Annotated in this window: 16 protein-coding genes; 11 read left to right on the top strand and 5 right to left on the bottom strand. The window is 55.1% G+C overall.

From position 1 onward, the window contains the following. The first annotated feature begins 148 nt into the window (after positions 1-148). The 7 genes from alaC (at position 149) to O3C79_RS13120 (ending at position 9925) form a co-directional block, all read left to right on the top strand. Positions 149-1378, top strand: a complete 1230-nt coding sequence (alaC, locus tag O3C79_RS13150) for an alanine transaminase (RefSeq protein WP_494383452.1) — start codon at positions 149-151, stop codon at positions 1376-1378. A gap of 95 nt (positions 1379-1473) precedes the next feature. After that, a complete protein-coding gene (locus O3C79_RS13145) occupies positions 1474-2880 on the top strand; it encodes a hypothetical protein (RefSeq protein WP_494383451.1) in 1407 nt (468 codons plus the stop codon). Positions 2881-2891: 11 nt separating this feature from the next. After that, on the top strand, positions 2892-3494 hold the full coding sequence (locus O3C79_RS13140) for a GDSL-type esterase/lipase family protein (RefSeq protein ID WP_494383450.1): 603 nt from the start codon (positions 2892-2894) through the stop codon (positions 3492-3494). Next, positions 3494-4078 carry a uracil-DNA glycosylase family protein gene (locus O3C79_RS13135; protein WP_494383449.1) on the top strand — a complete coding sequence of 195 codons (585 nt, stop codon included), beginning with the start codon at positions 3494-3496 and terminating at the stop codon, positions 4076-4078. The genes O3C79_RS13140 and O3C79_RS13135 overlap by 1 nt, the downstream gene beginning before the upstream one ends. Before the next feature lie 71 nt (positions 4079-4149). Beyond that, entirely contained in the window at positions 4150-7011 is a 2862-nt protein-coding gene (gene rapA, locus O3C79_RS13130) for an RNA polymerase-associated protein RapA (protein WP_494383448.1), read from the top strand. Positions 7012-7077: 66 nt separating this feature from the next. Further along, positions 7078-7275: a YjfB family protein gene (locus O3C79_RS13125; protein WP_010322782.1), complete on the top strand. Its 198-nt coding sequence runs from the start codon at positions 7078-7080 to the stop codon at positions 7273-7275. Between the two features lie 475 nt (positions 7276-7750). Then, positions 7751-9925, top strand: a complete 2175-nt coding sequence (locus O3C79_RS13120) for a bifunctional diguanylate cyclase/phosphodiesterase (protein WP_494383447.1) — start codon at positions 7751-7753, stop codon at positions 9923-9925. 30 nt (positions 9926-9955) lie between these two features. Here O3C79_RS13120 and O3C79_RS13115 read toward each other — a convergent pair whose 3' ends face one another. Continuing rightward, positions 9956-10138: a hypothetical protein gene (locus O3C79_RS13115; protein WP_076463868.1), complete on the bottom strand. Its 183-nt coding sequence runs from the start codon at positions 10136-10138 to the stop codon at positions 9956-9958. Positions 10139-10276: 138 nt separating this feature from the next. Beyond that, positions 10277-13219 carry a transporter substrate-binding domain-containing protein gene (locus tag O3C79_RS13110; protein ID WP_494383446.1) on the bottom strand — a complete coding sequence of 981 codons (2943 nt, stop codon included), beginning with the start codon at positions 13217-13219 and terminating at the stop codon, positions 10277-10279. A gap of 209 nt (positions 13220-13428) precedes the next feature. Between O3C79_RS13110 and O3C79_RS13105 the strand changes: the two genes are divergently transcribed. The 3 genes from O3C79_RS13105 to O3C79_RS13095 all read left to right on the top strand — a co-directional run bounded on the left by O3C79_RS13105 (position 13429) and on the right by O3C79_RS13095 (position 18066). Beyond that, complete coding sequence (locus tag O3C79_RS13105; RefSeq protein ID WP_494383445.1) at positions 13429-14304, top strand: EamA family transporter; 876 nt, start codon at positions 13429-13431, stop codon at positions 14302-14304. Positions 14305-14449: 145 nt separating this feature from the next. After that, on the top strand, positions 14450-15481 hold the full coding sequence (gene dctP / locus O3C79_RS13100; RefSeq protein ID WP_494383444.1) for a TRAP transporter substrate-binding protein DctP: 1032 nt from the start codon (positions 14450-14452) through the stop codon (positions 15479-15481). Beyond that, positions 15478-18066, top strand: a complete 2589-nt coding sequence (locus O3C79_RS13095; protein WP_494383443.1) for a PAS domain S-box protein — start codon at positions 15478-15480, stop codon at positions 18064-18066. Before dctP ends, O3C79_RS13095 begins: the two co-directional genes overlap by 4 nt. An 81-nt stretch (positions 18067-18147) precedes the next feature. Here O3C79_RS13095 and leuA read toward each other — a convergent pair whose 3' ends face one another. After that, the gene (leuA, locus tag O3C79_RS13090) at positions 18148-19845 is read right to left on the bottom strand and encodes a 2-isopropylmalate synthase (RefSeq protein ID WP_494383442.1); all 1698 of its coding nucleotides are present in this window, start codon (positions 19843-19845) and stop codon (positions 18148-18150) included. Positions 19846-20072: 227 nt separating this feature from the next. Between leuA and O3C79_RS13085 the strand changes: the two genes are divergently transcribed. After that, positions 20073-20558 (top strand): Lrp/AsnC family transcriptional regulator, encoded by a 486-nt coding sequence (locus tag O3C79_RS13085; protein ID WP_010322790.1) that lies wholly within the window; start codon positions 20073-20075, stop codon positions 20556-20558. An 11-nt stretch (positions 20559-20569) separates the two neighbouring features. Here the strand turns inward: O3C79_RS13085 and O3C79_RS13080 are convergent, their stop codons facing one another. Beyond that, entirely contained in the window at positions 20570-21430 is an 861-nt protein-coding gene (locus O3C79_RS13080; RefSeq protein ID WP_494383441.1) for a LysR substrate-binding domain-containing protein, read from the bottom strand. Positions 21431-21684: 254 nt separating this feature from the next. Next, positions 21685-22869 carry a chromate efflux transporter gene (gene chrA / locus O3C79_RS13075; RefSeq protein WP_494383440.1) on the bottom strand — a complete coding sequence of 395 codons (1185 nt, stop codon included), beginning with the start codon at positions 22867-22869 and terminating at the stop codon, positions 21685-21687. Positions 22870-22911: the final 42 nt, after the last annotated feature.

Genomic DNA, 22911 nt, shown 5'->3' with positions numbered 1-22911 from the left:
CTGTTGTACAAAACAGAGATTGGCATAAAAAACAGGCTGGGGATCTGGCGATTCGAGTCGATTGCCGTTAGGCTGATCTGTACAGCCATGACCACATGGCTGGCGTCGCTCGGACGGTTCCGGGCGCTGACGTACTATCGAGGCTAGCATGACAGACAAATCCGGTGTGCAATCCGTACGCCACTTTTCACGTATTGATCGTCTTCCCCCCTACGTATTCAACATCACAGCTGAGCTGAAGATGGCTGCACGCCGCCGTGGCGAGGACATCATCGATTTCAGCATGGGTAACCCGGATGGCGCGACCCCGCCGCATATCGTGGAAAAACTCTGTGCCGTTGCCCAGCGTGATGACACCCACGGTTACTCGACTTCACGAGGTATCCCGCGTTTGCGCCGGGCCATCTCCAGCTGGTACGAGAAACGTTATGAAGTCGAGATCGACCCGGAAGATGAAGCGATCGTGACCATCGGTTCCAAGGAAGGCCTGGCGCATTTGATGCTGGCAACCCTGGATCACGGCGATACCGTTCTGGTGCCCAACCCCAGCTACCCGATCCATATCTATGGTGCCGTGATTGCCGGCGCTCAGGTTCGCTCGGTGCCGCTGGTACCTGGCGTCGACTTCTTTGTGGAGCTGGAACGGGCGATCCGCGAATCCATCCCCAAACCGAAGATGATCATTCTGGGGTTCCCGTCCAACCCGACGGCCCAGTGCGTGGAGCTGGATTTCTTCGAGCGTGTGGTCGCGTTGGCGAAGCAGCATGACATCATCGTCGTGCATGACCTGGCCTATGCCGATATTGTTTATGACGGCTGGACTGCGCCCTCGATCATGCAGGTGCCGGGTGCCAAGGACGTGGCGGTGGAATTTTTCACGCTGTCCAAGAGCTACAACATGGCGGGCTGGCGCATCGGCTTTATGGTCGGTAATAAAGAACTGGTGCATGCGCTGGCGCGGATCAAGAGCTACCACGACTACGGCACCTTCACCCCGTTGCAGGTGGCTGCCATAGCGGCACTGGAAGGGGATCAGCAATGTGTTCGTGACATCGCCGAGCAGTATCGTCAGCGCCGTAATGTACTGGTAAAAGGCCTGCATGAAGCGGGCTGGATGGTCGATAATCCCAAGGCCTCCATGTATGTTTGGGCCAAAATACCGGATGAATACGCGGAGATGGGCTCGCTGGAGTTCTCCAAGAAGTTGTTGGCCGACGCCAAGGTGTGTGTATCTCCTGGCATCGGTTTCGGCGACTACGGCGACGACTATGTGCGTTTCGCGCTGATTGAGAACAAGGATCGAATTCGCCAGGCGGTCAGGGGCATCAAGGCGATGTTTCGCAAGGATGGGTTGCTTGAGGCTTCGGCCAAGGGTTGATCGATATTAAAGCCGCTGCGGGTCAGCGGCTTTTTTATGCGTGCCTGCCAGCTAGTTGCTGCCGGGTAGCTGTTATTCAAGGAGACTGAAAAACAATGCTAGAGCCAGAATGGCCAACCAATAAAGACTGGCAGAAGGGGCAGAGTCGGCAGGAGTACGTCAATCTTCGTTTTTACATGCTGGCCGGTTTTACGCTGACTTTTTTGGGCGTCTTCCTGGCTCTGAATATTGCCAAGTGGGATGATATTGAGCCGGCATTATACGGGTTGCAGGCACTTAACCTGGCAAGCCTTGATCCGATTCTGATGTTGCCCGGCCTGTTGTTGATGGGGCTTTTCGGGATTCCCGGTGTGCTCAAGGAATTCGTTCGCTGGCGCCGGCAACGTGGCCTGGTACTGCATATTGACCCTGTCCCAGCCTCACCGGATGGTGAACTGGGTGGCCGCATTACGATTCCCCTGCATCTGACTGATCAGCACAAAGTGCGCGTGACGCTTAGCTGTATGCGACGTGTGGTGACCAAGGGCAAGAATTCCAGTGTGCAGGACAGGCTGCTTTGGCGAGCGCCCGCCGTCACGCGGCAAATGCGCTCCATTAAGGGTACACGCATCGAGTTTGTTGCGGAGCTTTCTGGCCAGCAGCCGGTAACCTCATTTGAAGAGGGTAAACGGGAAGTCTGGTGGGCGGTGCATGTGGAAGAAGAGGTGAGCGGCTTTGATGCGGTCTTCCCTGTGCCAGTCAGTGAAAATGCACGGAAGACCACGTCCGAATTCCGCTTCACTGAACGAGAACGCCAACAGGCAGCTGAAGCCGGTCGAGAGCCTGTACGTTCCTGGCAGCAGGAAGCGCTGCCGGGCGATGGCTTGAATATTGAATTCCCGGCGGGTCGCAGCGGCAAGGCCGCAGGCATTCTGACACTGGTGGGGCTGGTATTTACCGCCGTTGCCGGGTTTATGGGCTACAACGTTGCACAGGAGTTGAGTTCAGCCAATACCAGCTACTTTGCGCTGATGGTGCAGGGGATGATTCTGTTCGGCTTCAGCCTGTTTGGACCTCCGTTGTTGCTGGGTGGCATTTATATGCGTCTTAACCGTCTGCAACTGGAAGTCCGGCCTGGTGAACTGGTCACGACCCGGCGTTTCATCGGCTTCAGCAAACAGCGTCACCTGGCGGTTGACGATATAGAGGGCCTGGCAGAACGCGTCATCGGGCGGGTGGGGCAGGGCGTGGAATCGGAACTGGAGTACGCAGTTGATGCCTACCTGAAGGATGGTATGCGCGTGCGTCTGGGTGATGGAATAGAAGGACAGCATGAAGCAGATCAGTTGCTGCAACAGCTAAGGGACAAGATCGGTATTGAAACACGCACCGACCCGGACAGTTATAAGCTGAACCGTCGGACGCCACCAGTATGGGTGATGTGGCTGCCTGCCCTTTTCAAGACCCTTTCATTTATCATTTTTGCCCTCACTATCGCCGCCTTTGTATTTGATTTTCTGTAAAGGAGTACAGTATGAAACGATTCGTAGCATTGGTCTTGCTGAGTTTGAGCCTGTTGACAGGCTGCAGCAGTGATGAGCTGGATCCGCTAGGACGCAACGCAGTCATACTGGCGTTCGGCGATAGCCTGACAGTAGGCGTGGGGGCGTCCGAGCAGCACAATTATCCGACGGTTTTATCCCGGCTCACTGGGCGTCAGGTAGTCGCGTCGGGTGTGTCCGGTGAAGTGTCTTCACAGGGCCTGCAGCGTCTGCCGGGTGAATTGGAGCGGGTACGTCCTGATCTGCTGATTTTGCTGCATGGTGGCAATGACATTTTACGCAATGGATCTGCCCAGACGCTGGAGCAAAACCTTGAGGCGATGATTATTCTGGCGCAATCAAAGGATATTCCCGTCGTGCTGCTGGGAGTGCCGGAAAAAAGACTGTTCTCGGATGCCGCACCCTTGTATTCAGAGCTGGCGGAACGTCATGATCTGGTCTTTATTGAAGACCTGCTGGCGGATCTATTGCGGGAGTCGAGCATGAAATCGGATGCTGTTCATCTTAACGAGCAAGGCTATCGCGCCCTGGCACAGGGGGTTCATCAAGCCTTACAGGATGCCGGTGCGCTTTGATGGCGTTGCAGGAGCTACTTGCCGAAGTACGTGCCTGCCGGATCTGTGAAGCCCGGCTGCCGCTGGGGCCGCGACCGGTGGTACAGGCTGATGCCAGCGCACGTATCCTGATTGTAGGTCAGGCACCGGGGCTGAAAGTGCATGAAACCGGCATCCCCTTTAATGATCCTAGTGGTGAGCGCCTGCGCGACTGGCTGGGGATGACCCCTGAGGAGTTTTACGATCCGAAGCAGGTGGCTATATTACCCATGGGGTTTTGCTATCCGGGGCGAGGGCGTTCAGGCGATAACCCGCCAAGGCCAGAATGTGCACCAGCCTGGCGTCAGCGGTTGCTGGAACAGCTGCCCAATATCGAACTGACAGTTTTGGCGGGGCGTTATGCGCAGGAGTGGCATTTGGGCAAGGCAGTGAATCTGACCGATAGAGTCAGTAATTGGCGTGATGTCTGGCCAGAGTACGTGCCCATCCCGCACCCAAGTCCACGCAATAATCTTTGGCTGAGACGCAATCCCTGGTTTGAGAAGGAGCTGGTGCCCTGCCTGCAACAGCGTGTGGAACAGTTTCGTGCCGAAAATTTGTCATAAACGGCCTAAGCCTTTGAGTCTTAGAGGCTGAACGCCTAAAATTGCCGCCCTGAATCAAGGGGAGTCATATTTTGTCACAAGCGCCATTTGTACCCGGACAACGTTGGATCAGTAACAGTGAAGCCGAGCTTGGCCTTGGCATCGTGGTTGAGTATGCCAATCGGCGAGTCGAAATCCGTTTTCCAGCGGCTGAAGAGACCCGAACCTATGCTGCTGATAATGCACCGTTGAGCCGGGTGGCGTATGAGCCCGGTGACCGAATCAGCAACCTGTTCGGTGACGAGATCGAAGTGGTTGAACGCATGGAGCACAACCAGTGCTACATCTATCGCGGCCTCGATGACGAAGGTGAAGAGCAGGTGCTGCCGGAGCTGGAACTGGACAGTGCCGTGCATTTCAGCAAGCCTCAGGAACGTTTGTTCGCCGGCCAGTTGGACCGCAACGGCCTGTTCAAGCTGCGTGTGGCAGGGCTGGAACATCAGCACCGACTGCATGCCTCTGAAGCCTATGGTTTGCTGGGCGCCCGTGTTCAGCTTTTGCCGCACCAGTTCTACATTGCCGGTGAGCTGAGTGGCCGCATGGCCCCGCGTGCCCTGTTGGCTGATGAAGTGGGCCTGGGTAAAACGATTGAGGCCGGTCTTGTGCTGCACCAGCGCCTGATCAGCGGCCGTGCCAGCCGCGTGATGGTCGTCGTGCCGGATACACTGGTTCACCAGTGGCTGGTAGAGATGCTGCGCCGCTTTAATTTGCGTTTTACTCTGCTGGACGAAGCGCGCTGCAGTGACATCGAAATCAGTGGTCAGGACAACCCCTTTGAAAGCAGTCAGCTGGTGATCTGTCCGCTGTCGCTGCTGACCCGTTCCGAAGCCCGCCAGGCGCAAGCGGAAGCGGCCGGCTGGGATATTCTGGTGGTGGATGAAGCCCACCATCTGGGCTGGAGTGAAGAAGCGCCCAGCCACGCCTATCTGTGCATTGAAGCGCTGGCGCAGAAAACGCCAGGTGTGCTGCTGTTGACGGCTACACCGGAGCAGTTGGGGCCTGAGGGCCACTTTGCTCGTCTGCGCCTGTTGGATTCGGCCCGCTACCCGGATCTGCAAAAGTTTCTTGATGAAGAACATGCCTACTTCCAGCTCAACAGTCTGATCGAACCTTTGCTGGGCGAGCAGGGTGCTGAGGTGCTTCGGGGTGATCAAAACCTTCAGTCTGCACTGGCTGAGCGTTTGGGAGATGAGGCCCTGGCCAGCTGGCTCAAGCTGGATCAGGACGACCAGCCCGCAGCCCTGGAAGCCCTCATTCGCCAGCTGATCGACCTGCAGGGTACCGGTCGTGTCCTGTTCCGTAATACCCGTGATACCGTTGCCGGTTTCCCGCAACGTCAGCTGCAGGCCGAGATGCTGGACATGCCGCCTGAGCTGGCGCTCTTTGATGAAGAGGTGTCACCGGAAGCCTGGCTACACCCGGAAAAAATCATTGGCGAAGATTGGGTTGATGCCGACACCCGCGTTGAATGGCTGGTGGACTGGCTGAAGCAGAACCGTAACGAGAAGGTTCTGGTCATCTGTGCCCATGCCGATACTGCGGTTGCCCTGGAAGATCACCTGAACCTTCGTGAAGGCATGCGCTCAGCTGTTTTTCATGAGGGTATGAGTCTGGTGAACCGAGACCGTGCGGCTGCCTACTTCGCTGAAGAAGAGCTTGGCGCCCAGGTTCTGGTCTGCTCTGAAATCGGCAGCGAGGGCCGTAACTTCCAGTTTGCCCACCATCTGGTGTTGTTTGACCTGCCGTTGACGCCGGACCTGCTTGAACAGCGTATTGGCCGACTGGATCGTATCGGCCAGCGCGAAGATATCCAGATTCATGTGCCTGTCTATGAGGGCGGCACGGCGGAAGCGCTGCTGCGCTGGTATGACGAAGGCCTCAATGCCTTCGGGCGTGTCTGTGCTGTCGGTGATGCGCTTTACCGTCGCTTTGCGCCGCAATTGCTGAAATGCCTGCAAGCACCTGAAGATACTGAAGCGCTGGATGCCTTGATCACGGAAACCCGTCAGGCACGTGAGAACCTGGAACTGGACCTGTCGCGCGGCCGTGACCGCTTGCTGGAAATCAGCAGCTGTGATCCTCAGCGTGCCCAGCAATTGCTGGAAGAGGTGTCATCGACAGAAAGCAGCGAGCAGCTGCAGGCATTTGCCGAGAAACTGTTTGATCGTTTTGGCGTAGATACCCAGCCGCATGGTCCGGATGGCCTGGTGCTGCACCCAGGTGATCATATGTTATGCCAGTTGCCGGGGTTGCCAGAAGAAGGTCTTACCCTTACGTTCAATCGCGAACGGGCCCTGTCGCGGGAAGATATACAGTTTATGAGCTGGGAGCACCCGCTGTTAACCGATACGCTGGATATCATCAGCCGTGGCGAACTGGGCAATTGCACGGTCTGTACCCTGAAACTGCCGCCGTTGCAGGCGGGCACTCTGCTGCTGGAGCTGATCTATGAGCTTAGTTGTGCGGCACCGCGCTATCTACAGCTTGAACGCTACCTGCCATCGGGCAGCGTGCGTCAGCTATTGGATCCGGAAGGGCGTGATCTGGGCGCGGCACTGGGGCATGAGCCCTTGAACAAGCTGCTGCAAACCGTCAGCCGTGCAACCGGTCAGAAGATGGTTCGTCTGGCACGTGAACAGATTGTGGATCAGCTTAAGGTTAGCCAGTCTGCGGCCGATAAAACCCTCGTACAGTTGCGTGAGCAGGCCATTGCCAATCTGGATGCGCAACGTGAACAGGAGTACATGCGACTCGTGGCGTTAGCGGAACGCAACCCGCTGGTGAAACCGGAAGAGCTCGAAGCATTTCAAGCGGAAACCGGGCTCATGCGGGAATCTCTGTCCAGTGCCGAGCTGAGGCTGGATGCGATTCGCGTGATTCTTGTACGTGAATAATTTGATATGACATCCGGTTGCTGTCGGCGTAAGCTGACAGTAACCAGGATATAACAGGAGCCCACGATGGATGTAGCAGCACTGGGTACCAGCATGAGCCAGTACCAGACCCAAACGGATCATGCCGTGAAGGTCACCAGTATGGTGAAGGATCAGATTGAGCAAAATGGCGAAATGGCGTTGCAGCTGATTCAGAGTGCTGCGCCTGTCGCGGCCCCTGACCCTACCAGTTCACTGGGTCAGAATATCGATATACGCGTGTAACTCTCTCGCTGGAGTAAAGCATGCTTGCCGTTGTGAGCATACAAAAAAGCCGGATACCCCAGGGTGTCCGGCTTTTTACGTATCAGAGCCAGGCCCTTCTACATGAAATGCTTACTTGGATTTTTTCAGCAGCTTCTTCAGCTTCTTAACTTTGCTCTCGTGCTTGGCAATCTTCGCTTTGCGAGCTTTGATCAGTTTTTTTACTTCTTTGTTCTTCAGCTTGGCCATGGTGGCACTCCTTTTCCTGATGGTCTTTATTGTATATACAAAGCATAGCCTAGCGAGCGTATCGGTAGTGGTCAAGCGCCAGTAGCCTGACGCAGGGGAAATTCGTGTCTAAAATACAGATTGTTGTTAAAAAGAGACTTTCTTTTGGCCGCTGTCAATTTGGATAGCACGTTGGAGTCAGTGCACATATCGGCTCTGTATTCCTATACTGACACAGTCACTAACTCCTTTTCATGGTTGGCTTAGCGTGGCTTCCAAGTATCCAATCCTCGACAATCTGGCCATTTCCCCGAATATCCTGGCGAACTGGCAGGAAAGCATCAATTTGATTGCAGACATTATTCAGGTACCGGCTGCCTTGATCATGCGTGTGCATTCCGGGGAAATCGAAGTCTTTGTCAAAAGCAGCAATGATGACAATGTCTATGAAGCGGGTGAGCGAGCGCCTTTGAATACCGGGCTTTACTGCGAAACCGTAATGGACACTCAGCGTGAGTTACTGGTTGCCAATGCGCTTGAAGACCCGGATTGGGATCAGAATCCCGATATCGAGTTGGGAATGATCTCCTATTGTGGCTTGCCCTTAACCTGGCCCAGTGGCGATGTGTTTGGGACCATCTGCGTTCTGGATAGCAAGGAAAACAGTTACAACGAAACCTATCGTAAACTCATCGCTCGCTTCCGTGACAGCATTCAGCTTAGCCTCAACGACATATATGCCCGCAGCCAGGAATCTGCCCAGGCGCGCCGCGAAATACAGCTACTGTCTCAAGCCGTTCAGCAAAGCCCTGTTTCAGTGATTATCACGGATGCCAAGGCGCGCATTGAATATGTTAATCCGGCATTCGAAGAGATTACAGGCTTCACTGCCGACGAAGTGATGGGCCAGAACCCCAGCATTTTGCAGTCAGGCAATACGCTTGCTGGCCGGTATCGCGACATGTGGCAGTCGCTCACCGGCAAGCAATCCTGGCAGGGTGAACTGCAGAATCGACGCAAGGATGGGGCGTTGTACTGGCAGTACCTCCATATTGCACCGGTGCTGGATGAGCAGGGAGAAGTTGAGCACTATCTGGCGATTCAAATGGATATCACCTACCAAAAGGAGCAGGAAGCACAGCTGCAACAGCATGCCTTTTATGACCTGCTGACGGGGCTTCCCAACCGGGCGTTGGTATTGAACCGACTGGAGCAATGTCTGGTCGACGCCAAGCGAAATCAGCAGCGTGTTGCGGTGCTGTTCATTGATCTGGATGACTTCAAGAAGGTTAACGACTCCCTTGGGCACGAGGAGGGCGATGAGTTGCTTCGTTTGGCTGCTTATCGCTTGCAAGGAGGCATTCGACGCGGTGATACCGTCGGTCGCTTTGGCGGTGATGAGTTTGTTGTGCTTATGGACGGCATTACGTCCAGCAACGATGTACAAAGCGTAGTTGAACAGTTACTTGAGCGCTTCAGGGAGTTGTTCCATTGTTCCGGTCGTGAGTTTCGGCTTACGGCCAGTTTTGGTATTGCACTTTCCCCCGGGGATGGCGAAAGCGCTGCTGAACTCATGAAAAACGCTGACTCGGCACTTTTCCATGCCAAAAAACGAGGGCGTAATACCTATTCGTTTTTTACCGACTCCATGAATCAGGAGGCAACACGCCGTTTACAGCTGGAAGAACAGATGCACGGAGCGCTGGACAGGGGCGAGTTTGAAGTCTTCTATCAGCCCAAGGTTGATGTGGCCAGTGAGTGCATCACTGGTGTCGAAGCGCTGCTGCGTTGGCATAATCCGGTGCTGGGCTCGGTTTCACCGATGGTGTTTATTCCGGTTGCGGAGCAAACGGGCCTGATTCTGGCGCTGGGTCATTTTGTTCTGGAACAATCTTTGCGGCAGCTACAACAGTGGCAATCCTTGGGGCTGAGCGACCTTACGATGGCGGTAAACCTGTCGCCCGTCCAGTTCAGGTCGCCTACTCTGGCGTCAGAGGTTGAACAGGCATTAGCTATTGCCGGACTGAGCGGCAACAGCCTGGAGTTGGAAATTACCGAAGGTGTCCTCATGAGTGGCCAGGCACTGGTGGATGACACTCTGGCTGCCTTGACGGCCATGGGGATTACCATCGCCATGGATGACTTCGGTACCGGCTACTCCTCCCTGAGTTATCTGCGCCGTTATCCGTTTCACGTACTCAAGATAGACCGCAGCTTCGTCAATGATATAGCCGATGATCCGGCAGATCGTGAGTTGGTCTGTGCAGCCATTGCCATGGCTCAGGGGCTGGGCTTGAAAGTCGTGGCCGAAGGTGTTGAAACCAGAGAGCAGTTGAGAATTCTGGCGGGATATGGATGCGATGTGGCTCAGGGCTACCTGTTCAGCAAGCCGGTACCGGCAGGGGTGATAACGGCATTGTTGCGTGAGCAGCGCAAGCACTAGCTGCCCGTTTAACCCTCAAAGGCCAGGCGTTCACTCCTTCTCATTGGTGTCCGGCTGGTGCTCTGCCAGAAAGCGGCGGATAAAGTGACGGATCTCGCGAGCGGCACTGGTATCCATTTCATCACAGAGCTCGACAAAGCTGTCGCGCTCCTCCTTGTTGATGCGGATTAGGAGCTGGCTGTTTTTAGCCTTGCCCTTCTTCTTGCTACTCATTAAACCGTCTCCAGCCATAACTTCTGCTGCCAGAGTAAAACAAAATGTATCTACAGCCTATATACATCTGAAATTATATTCGGTTTGTAGTATGCATATTCCCGTTGCATAGAGTAACTGGTGGCATGATTCAGCTGATCAGCGGCCACTCGATGTTTCATCTTCACGGCATACGCGGTTTCGACCCTGTCCTTTGGCCTGGTAGAGCGCCTGGTCGGCACGACGGCACAGGCTTTGATAGCTATCGCCCGGTTGCCAGCTCGCCACACCAATACTGGCAGTACAGTGGCCAACATGGGCAAAGCGATGCTGCTGGATCGAGTACAGCAGACTTTTGGCCTGTGCCATGGCATCGCCCAAACGGGTGTCAGGGCAGACCAGCATGAACTCTTCACCGCCCCAGCGTGCAATGATGTCCTGTTCACGGCAGCTTCCCTTAAGGACTGCGGCGAAATCAGTTAGGACAGCGTCCCCTCGGTCATGGCCATAGCGATCATTGATCTGTTTGAAGTGGTCGATATCGACCAGCAACAGGCTGAAACTGTAGCCGTTGACATTTTCAGCCCGTGCTAGCTGCTCCTCGAATGCCTTCTCCAGATAGAGCCGGTTGTAGAGCCGGGTCAGTCGGTCAGTGGTGGAGAGTTGCTCAAGCATACGGTTTTTAACTTTGAGCTCTTCGTGGGCCTGCATCAGCTGGTTGCGGCTATCGCGAATATTGGCATTGAGGCGCGCCAGTTTACGGTTCCAGACCAGCATCAGTAGCACCAGCAGTGTTGTCGCAAGGGCGGCCTGAATAATCAAGCGGTAATCAGGCGGCTCGGCAGTGACCGGTGCCTGCAGCCAGCGGTTATTGATGGTTTCGTATTGCTCTGGCCGGATGGATTGGATCGCCTTGTTAACGATTTGCAGCAGCGTTTTATCGGAGCTGCGAGTGGCAAGTGTGGCCGGATAGGTGTCTGCCAGTTCGCCTGATATCTTGATGTCGGAGCGGTGCTCGGTGACGATGGCACGGCTGAGGCTGGGCAGGGTATCAATAAGTCCGAACACCTGTCCGCTGGCGATTGCATCCATGGCATGGCTCAAATCGGGGTAAAGCCTCAGATTCAGTTCAGGATGAACGATCTCCAGGTGGTGCTGAACATGGCTGCCCTCAAGGACGGCAAGCGTCTGATTACGCACTTGGGACATGTCATGTACATAGATCTCATCCAGCCCGGTAGCAATGACCAGAGACTCCTGCAAGAGAGGGTGGCTGAGGCTGATACCGGTGCTTTCAAGTGAGGGAGGGGCACGTGAAACCAGGTCACAGGCTCCTTCCTTAAGGTAGGCAAGTGCCTGGCTGAAATTATCTACGGGCACAAGGCGCACACTCAGGCCCGCATTGTGACGGATAACATCCAGCAGATCGGCGAATGCACCGATATGGTCGCCTTTTTCTGTTGTCTTTTCGAAGGGCAGGCGGGATCGGCTGGTGCAGATTCGGGCCGCAGCGTGCGACTCCATCCAGGCTAACTCCGCACCACTCAGGTGCAAGTAGTTACTGTCCAAAGCACCGCTGCCGGTCCACTTGGACTGTAGCTGGCGTTTCTCCTGCTCGCTCAGGCTATCCATCGCTTTCTGCAAAATATGGCGCAGTATGGGCTTGTCTGTAGTGACAGCCAGCCTGAGTGACAGGGGTTCTGACGCCATAACCTGGTGCGGGTTTGAACCTACGATACCGGGAACGGCATATTTGCGCATGAGGTGCTCGGCCACACTCATGATCTCGATCGTTGCATCGGCTTCATTTGTGCTGATGCGCATCAATGCATCCAGCGGGTCACGAGCGGGAATCAGGTTGTAGCCGCTTTCCTGGCTCAGTTTCTGGTAGGTGAAAAAGCCTTCCGGCAAGGCCAGTCTGCTGGCCTTCAGCTTTTCAATCGAGTCCAGATCTTCGGTGCCCTGGCGGCGAAAAATGCCCTGCGCCAGGCGTAGATAAGGCTTGGTAAATAGCATGTATTGAGAGCGCTCATCGCTGTAAACGATGTTGGTCATCACATCCAGCTCGCCACGGCGCATCATTTTAAGATAATCGTTCCAGCTACGTCCGCTGATGAACTTGACCTCGAGGCCGGCACGTTTTGCCAGCATTCGCATAAAATCGATGGAGTGGCCCTGGGGCAGTCCATCTTCAAAAAAGTTGTAGGGCTCAAAATTGCTTTCGTTGTGAACCCGGATTACCGGATTATTTTTCACGAACTCACGCTCTTCGGGTGTGAGCGCGATGGTCTTGCGGCGTTCGGTAAAGTCACTTGAACTGACGCCAACCCAGCGGTTTATTAGCTGGTTCCATTCCTCATCACTGATGTTATCCAGACCCTTTTGTAGCAGAGACTGAATGGCGGGTCGGTCAGAGCGAACGCCGAAACGCAGGTCTTCTCGGCCGACGGTATCCAGGGTGAATTCTCCGGCAACCTTGATATTCGTGTAGGCATTTTTGGTTGCGTAGTGATAGCCGGAAGTGAGGTTCTGGATGGCAGCGTCTATTTCCCCAAAGGCGAGGGCGCGCGTCAGTTTGCCGTAGTCATCATAGGTACTGATGCGAATATCTTCCCGGGTACTCAGCTCCTTGAGGTAAAAGATATCCTTCAAGACGCCTACATGCTTGCCGGAGAGGTCTGCCAGGCTCTCGTAGTTACCAAATTGCTTATCCGTGAACACCACGGTTGGAATTTCGTAGTAAGGGGTGGTGTATAGCGTGTAGGAAGTGCGTTCAGGCTTGAAGGATATATTGGCAACCGCGTCGATCTGTTTGTTTTTCAAGCGCTGAAGGCTGTCGCTCCACTCACTGATGCGGGGCTGGAGTCTGGCGCCGGTCTTGGTTTCAATCAGTTTCAACAGATCAGCCACGAACCCCGTAAGCTGGCCATCTTCAACATAGGAAAAAGGAACGAAGTCATACATGACTGCAACTTCGATCACCTTGCCTTGCTCGGTCAGCGCTTGTTCGACGGGTGTGAGCTCGACGTCTGCTGCAGCAGTCCTTGTGACAAGTAACAGACAACAGGCAAAAGCAAAAAAGATGCGTAAAATATCGGTCACTGGGCCATCCCTGTTTTGACGTCAGCTGGCAGTGGGCGCGGAGTGCCCATCAAACCTTGATCTTGCGGGTCTACTGTCCCTGACATCAAGAGTATCCCACTGATGTTCAGGTTTCCATCCTGCCTTTGTTGTTTAAGTCTGAAAGGCGAAGGGGGTGCTCAGGCTGATAGAATGACCGGTTCAACCCCTTCTTGGAGCTTCACGTTTCCATGCTATGGATTCCTTTTACCCTGTTTGCTGCCTTTATGCAGGCCTGGCGTAATGCCTTTCAAAACCAGCTGAGCCGTGAGGTCAGCACCGCGGGCGTCACCCTGGCGCGGTTTCTGTATGCAGCACCGGTCGCCGGCTGTTACCTGTTGGCCCTTTATGCCTATGAACCGGTTGCACTGCCGGTGTTTTCGGGCTCTTTTACGCTCTATATCCTGTCAGCGGCTCTGGCTCAGGTGATAGCGACAGCCTTAATGGTCGTATTATTTCGCAAGCGCAATTATGCCGTCGGTGTCGGGATGGTAAAAAGTGAAGCCGTGCTGGCCGCCATTCTGGGGGCGCTGTTTTTCAGTGCGCCTTTGACAGGGCTGGCATGGTTCGGTGTCCTGGTGGGCGCATTGGCCTTTTGGCTGATGACCAATCCGAGGAAATTGCGCGACATGTCCTGGGACACCCTGATGGTTGGGCTTGGTAGTGGTTTGGCATTTGCTCTGACGACACTTTGGGTGCGTGAAGCTAGCCTGGAATTAGGCTTACCCTTCCCCTACAGTGCTGCTTGGGTACTGTTTCTGGTATTGCTGTGTCAGGGCGTCCTTTTTGGTGCCTGGGTGCTCTTGCGTGAACCGCAGACATGGCAGGCGTTGCAGTTGCGCAAGGGTCGTGTTTTGACCATTTCCGTGTTCAGCTGTTTGGGCTCATTGGGCTGGTTTACCGCCATGAGCCAGGAAACAGCCGCGCTGGTCAAAACGCTGGGCCAGGTTGAAGTGTTGTTCACCCTGATGATTTCAGCCGGTTGGTTAAAGGAGCGTCTTACCTTTCGTGACCTGCTGGGGCTGGTATTGATTGTGGCAGGCGCAATTTGCGTGGTGCTGGCCTAGTCTGTAGAAGACACAACGGTTTACAGTGTTCATGCCTCTACTCAGGTCAATGAATTCCTGTAACTTGAGTGCGACACTATGCGCATTAACCAGCTGCACATAGCCAGGGTTTTTAATCAGGCTTGCAGAAGGAGATAAGCGGACAATGCAAGTTGGAACAGGAGTTTGTGCCACGCTGATCAAGGCTGTACTGGGTGTAGCACTGCTAGTCGGGCTCCCGGCTGGCGCGGTGGGGCAGGCCGAGTATCGGTTGCGTATATCTACGGAAAATACCCGAGCCCATGTCCAGACCCAGGCGGTTGAGCGTTTCGCTGAGGAACTGGAAAGGGTGACGGAAGGGCGCATTGATGTGGAGTTTTATCACAGTGCCCAGCTGTTTCGGGATCGGGATGTAATTGCTGCGCTGTCCAGCGGCAAGGTCGAGATGGCTGTGCCGGGCATGTGGCAGCTGGACCGGTACGTGCCTGATGTCGGACTATATATGCTGCCCCTTTTTTACGGTCGTACAGCCGAAGAAAATTATCGGGTTCGTGATGGCGAAATCGGTGCCCTTGTCAGCCAGCGTATTGCCAGGGATCTGGGCGTTGCTGTGCCCGGCCGTTGGCTCGATTTAGGCCACGCTCATCTGTATTTCACCCGGTCCGATGTTCAATCTCATGACGATCTGGCAGGCGTTAAAATTCGCATTCCCGGAGGTATTGCCAACAGAGGGCGGTTGAAGTCCTTTGGCGCTGACCCGGTTGTGGTGGCCTGGCCGGACCTCCCGGATGCACTTTCCCGTAACCAGGTTACGGGTGTTTTGACAACGCATGAGACGATTCGCAGTGCCAAACTATGGCGTAATGGCATCAACGCCAGCTTCGAGGATATGGAGTACTTCGCTCAATATGTGCCGATGATCAATGCCCGTTTCTGGGCCAGTCTGCCACCCTCCCTGCAGGAGCAGGTTCACAGCACCTGGGACCAGATCGTTGATGCTCAGCGTGATGCGGCCATCGCAGCGCAACGCTCTGCTAGAAGTGCGCTTCTGGAACAGGGAATCAAGGTCACCACTCCGGGCACTGATGCCTTGTTACGCTGGCGCAAGGTGGCTCGTCAGGAAGAGCCCGCCATGATTCGCCAGATGGGGGTTGATCCGGATCTGGTTAACAGAGCAGAAGCTGCACTGGCTGAATGAATATGCGTGTCCCGCCCCTGCAATTCTCACAGCAATCCGGCGATCAGCGTCGCTGGCTGTGGCACCCGATGATTGTCGGCGCGCTGGCGCTGCTGTTCATCATGTCGGGTATGCTGGCCTGGGGACTTTATCAGGATTACAAATACAGTCTTCAAAGTGCCGGGGAGCGGCTGCAAACCCAGTTGCGTGCCTATGCCAGCGCGCTTGATATCGCTTTCATATCCACTGATCACGTTCTGCATGATGTCAGTTTGGTTCTTGAGTCCAACCCTCAGTCACTGGAACAACAGCCGGGATTAAGGCCCCTGTTTATGCGCTCGATGATGACATCGCCGTCGTTGGACAGTCTTGTACTGTATAACCGTGCGGGAGAAGGGCTGGCCAGTGTCGGGCGTGCAGAGGGTATACGTCAGTCTCCACCCAGGTGGGTACGCGCGGCCATGGCGGCCGGCAGTCATATGTCCATGGGAATTGATGACGGGCATCTGGGGCTGGCCCAGCTGGTATATGACTCTGACAGCCGTGTTGTCGGTTCGGTACTGGCCACCATTGAGCCGGAGCAGATCGAGGCTGAGCTTGAAAGCGGTGAAGCCTACGGTCATCAGCGCCTGATGCTGCTGGATAGCCAGAATCAGCTGATGCTGGTGGCGGGTGAATATAATCAACAGAAGGTAAATGAGGCGCAGGGCGAACTTCAGCGCCATTTCAAGCTGGATGAGTTTGCTGCCTTCGGTACTCGCCTGGTATTTGCAGACGAATATTTGTACGCCATCCGCCAATTGGGTCAGCAACCGGTAAGGGCGTTGGCTGTTATCAAGCGCAGTGATGCGCTTGCCGGATGGCAGCAACGGCTGCTGATCTCCTTGTTGAGCCTTGGCTCGTTATTGCTGGTAACGCTGTTTTTTCTTAAACGATGGCATGACAGCCTGGTGCGGGAACGCAAGGCAGCGAATGATCTGGCTCACCTGTATCAGGCCATTGAACAGATGCCGTCGGCCATTGCTATCACCGATTTGGAAAGCCGAATCCTTTATGTGAACCGTGCCTATTTGGCCCGTTCTGGATATGAGCGTCACCAGGTTTTGGGTCAGCAAGCCAGTATTCTCGCTTCAGGCCAGACACCTGAGAGTACTTATCTGGATTTGTGGAACCATCTGGAGCAGGGACTGGTATGGGAAGGCGAGTTTATTAATCACATGCGTGATGGGCAGCAACGTGTAGAGCTGGCCATGATTACCCCGGTTCACGATACGGATGGACGTACGGCCTGTTATTTCGCCATCAGTACCGATATCACCGAGAAAAAGGAGAATGAAAGGCGCCTGCTGCGCTATGGCGAGATTGTCGATGCCTCTTCAGAGCTCATGGTGTTGCTTGATAGTCAGTTCAGGCACTTGCAAGTGAACCACCAGTATCTGGCCTACCACGGCTGCAGTCGATTGGAGGTTGAGAATGAGCCCTTTTGGCAACTGTATGAGGGCGGCGAGCTGCACGCGTTACTAAAGCCCAGGCTGGATGCGGCGCTAAAAGGAACCGCTTTTGTGCTGGAGGCCTGGCTGGACTTTGCCGGCAAAGGGCACCGGTACTGTCGAATATCGGGCAGCCCAGTTTCCATTGCAGGAGGGCAAATAGAAAGCCTGGTGCTGAATCTGGCCGATATTACCGAGCGCAAACAGTCGGAAGATGCATTGCAGGCCAGTGAAGAACGCTTCCGTGCCCTGGCCGATTTTTCCCCCATCGGTATTTTTGAGGCGGACTCTGAAGGCCACAATGTTTATGCCAATCGATACTTCATTGAAACCGTTGGCAGTTCACTGGCTGAGCTTAACAACCGTGGCTGGGCCGGTATTCTTCACCCTGATGATCTTAAACCTGTGCTGCGTAGCTGGAAAACAATGGTCGTTCAGCAACAGCAGGACTGGCATTACGAAGCACGCATCATTGATCGTGACGGTGATGTGCGCTGGTTCCGCTGTGCGGCAAGGCGCTATGAAGGCCTGCCGGAAGGTGAGGCGCGTTATATCGGTATGGTGCTGGATATCACTCAACAGGTACAGCATCGGGAAGAGCTGGAGCGCAAAAATGAAGAACTGGAGCGCCTGTCGATAACGGATGGTCTTACCGGCCTGGTTAACCGCGCCAGGATAGAAGCGTTACTGACGCATCAGCTTCATCGATATGAACGCTATGGTACAGACTGCTCGCTTATAATGCTGGATGTTGACCACTTCAAGCAGGTGAATGATAACTGTGGCCACGCGGTGGGTGATCAGGTGCTGCGACAGTTGGCTGGTTTGATGCAAGACAACACACGCCTTACTGACTTCCCGGGGCGCTGGGGCGGTGAAGAATTTATGATTTTGTGCCCCAATACTGACCTGGCAGGAGCGCACCGGCTAGCTGAAAATCTGCGTCACCGCATAGAGCAGATCAAATTCCCGGTTATCGGTCAGCGCACTTGCAGTTTTGGTGTTGCGGCCTTGCATCCGGGAGACCATACCGGAGATCTGTTGAAGCGAGCTGATGATGCCCTGTATCGGGCGAAAAACAATGGCCGCAACCAGGTCATGATCGAGCAGTTGTGATTGAGTCCAGGTGTTTCATTCTTTACTGAACAGAAAAGGCACCCGAAGGTGCCTTTGTAATGATGTGCCTTATTGTCTGGTTCAGGCCTGCTGGGCTTGATCAGCACTCACTGTTTGGGTAGCGGTTCCCGAACGGTTCAAACCGGAAACAACGGCTTTCAGTGACGCGCTTACCGTGTCAGCATCAACGGCCATACCGCTGACGCGCTGGCCGGCAACGTTGAGCTGTACGTATGCCGCTGCGGCAACATCTGAACCTTCACCCATGGCATGCTCGGCATAATCCACCACGTGGATATCAAGACCGGTGCGTGCCTGCCAGGCATTGATGAAGGCTGCCATGGCACCCTTGCCCTTGCCTTCGATGGACTGTTCCACACCTTCAACACGAATGCTGGCAGCGAGCGTTTCGTTATCGCCAGCACGTTCAATGCGATAGCCTTCCATGCTGACCGGCGCCTTGTCCTGCACAAAATGCTGAATGAGCAGGTCGTGAATGATCTGGCTGTCCAGCTCGCCGCCTTGCTGCTCGGACGTCTGCTGAACAATCGGGGCCAGCTCAAGCTGCAACCAGCGTGGAATGCTGATACCAAAATCGCGCTCCAGCAGGAAGGTCATGCCGCCCTTGCCGGACTGGCTGTTGACGCGGATGACGGCCTGGTAATCACGGCCCAGATCGGTCGGGTCGATCGGCAGATACGCCACTTGCCAGGGCTCATCGCTCTGCTGCTGCTTCAATGACTTGCGAATCGCATCCTGGTGGCTGCCGGAGAAGGCGGTGTAGACCAGCTCGCCGATCCAGGGGTGGCGAGGATGAATCGGCAGACCGGTGCACTCGGTACAGGTCTGGATGATTTCATCCGGGTTGGACAGATCCAGCTGCGGGTCTACGCCCTGGCTGTACAAATTGATCGCCAGTGTAACGATGTCCATATTACCGGTACGTTCGCCATTGCCGAGCAGGGTGCCTTCGACACGGTCTGCACCGGCCATCAAGGCCAGCTCCGCAGATGCAACGGCACCGCCACGGTCGTTATGGGTGTGCACCGAAATGATGGCGCTGTCACGGCGGTTCAGGTGCTGGCAAAAATATTCCACCTGGTCAGCAAAATGGTTGGGCGGACCCACTTCCACGGTTGTCGGCAGGTTCAGGATGCAGCGTTTTTCCGGGGTCGGCTGCCATACATCCATCACCGCGTCACAGACTTCTACCGCGTAATCCACTTCGGTACTGGTGAAGCTCTCCGGTGAATACTGGAAGGTCCAGTCGGTCTCAGGGTGCTTTTCGGCGTACTCCTTGACCCAGCGGGCACCACGGACAGCAATATCCTTGATTTCGTCGCGGCCCATGCCGAACACACGCTCACGCTGAATGCGGGAGGTAGAGTTGTACACGTGCACCACGGCTTTCTTGACGCCTTTCAACGCTTCAAAGGTTTTGGCAATCAACTCTTCACGGGCCTGGACCAGCACCTGAATGCTGACATCGTCCGGAATCTGGTTTTCTTCGATCAACCAGCGAGTGAAGTCGTAATCCGGCTGGCTGGCGGAGGGAAAACCGACTTCGATCTCTTTAATGCCGAGCTTCACCAGCAGGTGCCACAGGCGTTGTTTCTGGGCCACATTCATAGGCTCCAGCAAGGCCTGGTTACCATCACGCAGGTCGACACTGGCCCAAATCGGCGCCTCTGTCACCTGACGATCGGGCCAGGTACGGGTAAAGCCGGTCACGGGTTCGACCGGCTGATACTTGCGATGGTTGTAGGTGGCACTTGCCATGGTGTTGCTCTCCATTGTTGTTGGGGGCGGACCGCTCAGGGGCTTCCCTGGGTAAGGGTTACGGCCACCGGGAATGTCTGGGTAAGACTGCCGGCGTCTGTAGCGGGCCTTAACGCTTAAGATGGGGATATATTAATGCAACCAGCGAGTCATAAGATTGCTAAGTTGTCCTTGTATGCAGTATTTTTGGCATTAAATATCTCAATGTTTAAAAGGACGGCAATTTTATGCCTTCAAAAGTCGAGTCGCTGGATTTGGACCGTTATGATCGCCAGATTCTGGAGCTCCTGCAGCAGCACGGGCGTATCAGTAACCAGGAGCTGGCTGATCGTATAGGACTGTCACCTTCACCCTGTTTAAGACGGGTCAAAGCGTTGGAAGAGAGCGGACTGATACAGGGATACAGAGCGCTGGTGGATGCCAAACGCATGGGGCTTAACCTGATGGCTTTACTGCATATATCGATGGATCGACACACGCCTGAGCGATTCGAGAACTTCGAGCGTGAAATCGAGCGTCTGCCCCAGGTGCTGGAATGCCTGATTATCACCGGTCAGGATGCGGATTATCAGTTACGTGTGCTGGTAGAAGATATGGATGCGTACCATGATCTTTTGCTGCACAAGATCACCCGTATCGAAGGCGTCACCGGCGTGCATTCGAGCTTTGTTCTGCGCAAGGTAATGGAAAGAGGCGTGCCCTGTATGGGCTGAAGGCCTCCCAGTCACCAGGCTTGCAGAGGCTCATGTCGAATCAATTGTGCCAGCTGCTCGCTGCCGGGTATGTGCGTGCGGTAGCGCAGCTCGATATACACGGGTGGCAGCTCTGGCAGGCCCAGTCGAGAACCGATGTTCTCCATGCCATCCGTCAGCGCGCCCTGGGCTCGAACCGTAACCCCCAGTTCTGCTTTCACAGCGGCCATCAAACTGGTGAAGCTGGTGGTTGAGTACTCGGTCCGCCAGCTGATATCGGTGCTGTCCAGCGCCTGCATGGTGGCTTCACGAAACAGGCAGGGTGTATTCAGCAAAACCAACGGCAGTGGCCGGTTTTTGGACCACTGATAACCTGCCGGACCAATCCAGATCAGGGGTTCATAACCCAGTAGTTCGCCTTTTACCTGGGTGCGATCACGGCGCAGAATCAGCGCCAGATCATACTGGTCGCGATCATAATCCTCACACACGCTATTACTGTAATCGGTCTGTACATTCAGCCGGATGCCCGGGTTGTGCCGTTTAAAGCGTGCCAGGATCGAGGGCAGCATACTCTCGGTCAATGACAGGGACACACCGATTCTTAACTCCCCCTGAGCACTTTGTTCAGTAATGGCTGCCAGTGCATCTTCCTGCAGGGATAACAGCTGGCGCGCATAACCCAACATGGTTTCACCACTTGGGGTCAGCACACGCTTGCGACCTTCACTGCGAAACAGCTCCACATCCAGCTCCTGCTCCAGTCGCCGCACCTGCTGGCTCACCGTGGACTGTGTTTTGTGCAGGCGCTCCGCGGCGCGGATAAAGCCGTCTTCATCTACCACGGTAACGAAGGTGCGCAGTAGTTCCGTGTTCAAATTGGGGTAGGGCATAGAGCTTATCCATCGTTGTTTGCGATCATTATGATCTGAATTGATCATTATTCATAATAGAAAAGCCGATCTAAGCTGTCTTCAGGCTAATGAGGAGGGCGTGAAGATGAACGCTGTTGATCAAGCACGTACAGGACGGATTCGCAGAGCAGCGGGTGGCGAGATTGATATGCGCTACTACGGTAAACGTGCCAGAGGAATGAGGGCATTGGCCTTCATGCGCCTGTTACAGCGCATGAAGGGCTTTATGGGCATCAGGCCAGCCAGCCGCCCAGGGCGTAGAGAAGCACCAGCAACCACACCGGCAGCTTCCATATCTGCAAAGCAGCAAACGCCAGCAGTACCAGAGCGAAGTGCACTGGGGCGTGCAGGGTTCCGGTCCAGATCGGGCTATACAGGGCGGCCAGCAGCAGCCCAACCACAGCCGCATTAACACCAGCCAGTGCCGCACGTACACCAGTACGGCGGCGCAATTGCTCCCAGAAAGGCAGCACACCGGCGACCAGCAGAAATGAGGGGGTGAAAATGGCCACGAGAGCGATGACTCCGCCAAGCCAGCCTGGCAGGGTATTCATGGCGGTTCCCAGATAGGCGGCAAAGGTGAATAGCGGGCCGGGTACTGCTTGCGCGGAACCATAGCCGGCCAGGAAAAGATCATCGCTGATCATGCCGGTCGGTACGGTTTCAGCCTGCAGCAGTGGCAGCACCACATGGCCACCGCCGAATACCAGTGAGCCAATCCGATAGAAGAGATCAAACAGTGTCAGCCCCGCGCTGGGCACAAGTGCCGCCAGCAGTGGCAGTAGCACTAATAGTGCAGCAAAGATCAGCAAAAGCCATTTGCCGGCGACCATGGATACCTGTACCGGCAGATGCGCGTCTTCGGCGTCTGCTTTGCGTTCCAGCAGTAACCAGCCCACTAGCGCAGCTAGCAGAATCAGTGCCGGTTGCAGCCAGACGGTTGGCATTACCAGCATGGCGCATGCCGCGGCCAGCATAATGGCAATCTCCGTACGGCCACGACAGAGGTTTTGCGCCATACCCCAGACCGCATGTGCGACTACGGCAACGGCGATTAACTTCAGCCCTTGAACCACCCCTGCTGAGATCAGCCCGTCTGGCTGGGTAGCACCATAAGCAACCAGTATTAAGGCAATGGCGGATGGCAGGGTAAAACCACACCAGGCAGCCAGTGCGCCCCTGAAACCACCCTGGGACATACCCAATGCAAGCCCCACCTGGCTGCTGGCCGGCCCCGGCAGGAATTGGCACAGCGCTACCAGATCGGCATAGCTTTGATCGCTCAACCATTTGCGGCGGTTGACGAATTCTTCCCGGAAATAGCCTATATGGGCGACAGGTCCGCCAAAACTAGTAAGACCTAAACGCAAAAAGATCAGCAGGATTGAAAGCACGGAGGCAGGTTTTTCAGATGTCATGGCTCAGAAATTGCGGCACAAAGGTAAGATCCTAGCCCAAAG

The organism is Marinobacterium sp. NO-S09 (assembly GCF_059179545.1).
Note: the sequence above shows the minus strand (reverse complement) of the source record. Positions and strands in the feature narration are given on the sequence as shown.

Bases quoted from the DNA above. Each gene is read 5' to 3' on its own strand.
- O3C79_RS13105 (WP_494383445.1), top strand. From the start codon at position 13,429: ATGCTATGGATTCCTTTTACCCTGTTTGCTGCCTTTATGCAGGCCTGG.
- O3C79_RS13140 (WP_494383450.1), top strand. From the start codon at position 2,892: ATGAAACGATTCGTAGCATTGGTCTTGCTGAGTTTGAGCCTGTTGACA.
- O3C79_RS13080 (WP_494383441.1), bottom strand. From the start codon at position 21,430: ATGCCCTACCCCAATTTGAACACGGAACTACTGCGCACCTTCGTTACC.
- O3C79_RS13085 (WP_010322790.1), top strand. From the start codon at position 20,073: ATGCCTTCAAAAGTCGAGTCGCTGGATTTGGACCGTTATGATCGCCAG.
- O3C79_RS13125 (WP_010322782.1), top strand. From the start codon at position 7,078: ATGGATGTAGCAGCACTGGGTACCAGCATGAGCCAGTACCAGACCCAA.
- chrA (WP_494383440.1), bottom strand. From the start codon at position 22,869: ATGACATCTGAAAAACCTGCCTCCGTGCTTTCAATCCTGCTGATCTTT.
- leuA (WP_494383442.1), bottom strand. From the start codon at position 19,845: ATGGCAAGTGCCACCTACAACCATCGCAAGTATCAGCCGGTCGAACCC.
- O3C79_RS13145 (WP_494383451.1), top strand. From the start codon at position 1,474: ATGCTAGAGCCAGAATGGCCAACCAATAAAGACTGGCAGAAGGGGCAG.
- O3C79_RS13115 (WP_076463868.1), bottom strand. From the start codon at position 10,138: ATGAGTAGCAAGAAGAAGGGCAAGGCTAAAAACAGCCAGCTCCTAATC.
- O3C79_RS13135 (WP_494383449.1), top strand. From the start codon at position 3,494: ATGGCGTTGCAGGAGCTACTTGCCGAAGTACGTGCCTGCCGGATCTGT.
- O3C79_RS13095 (WP_494383443.1), top strand. From the start codon at position 15,478: ATGAATATGCGTGTCCCGCCCCTGCAATTCTCACAGCAATCCGGCGAT.
- dctP (WP_494383444.1), top strand. From the start codon at position 14,450: ATGCAAGTTGGAACAGGAGTTTGTGCCACGCTGATCAAGGCTGTACTG.
- alaC (WP_494383452.1), top strand. From the start codon at position 149: ATGACAGACAAATCCGGTGTGCAATCCGTACGCCACTTTTCACGTATT.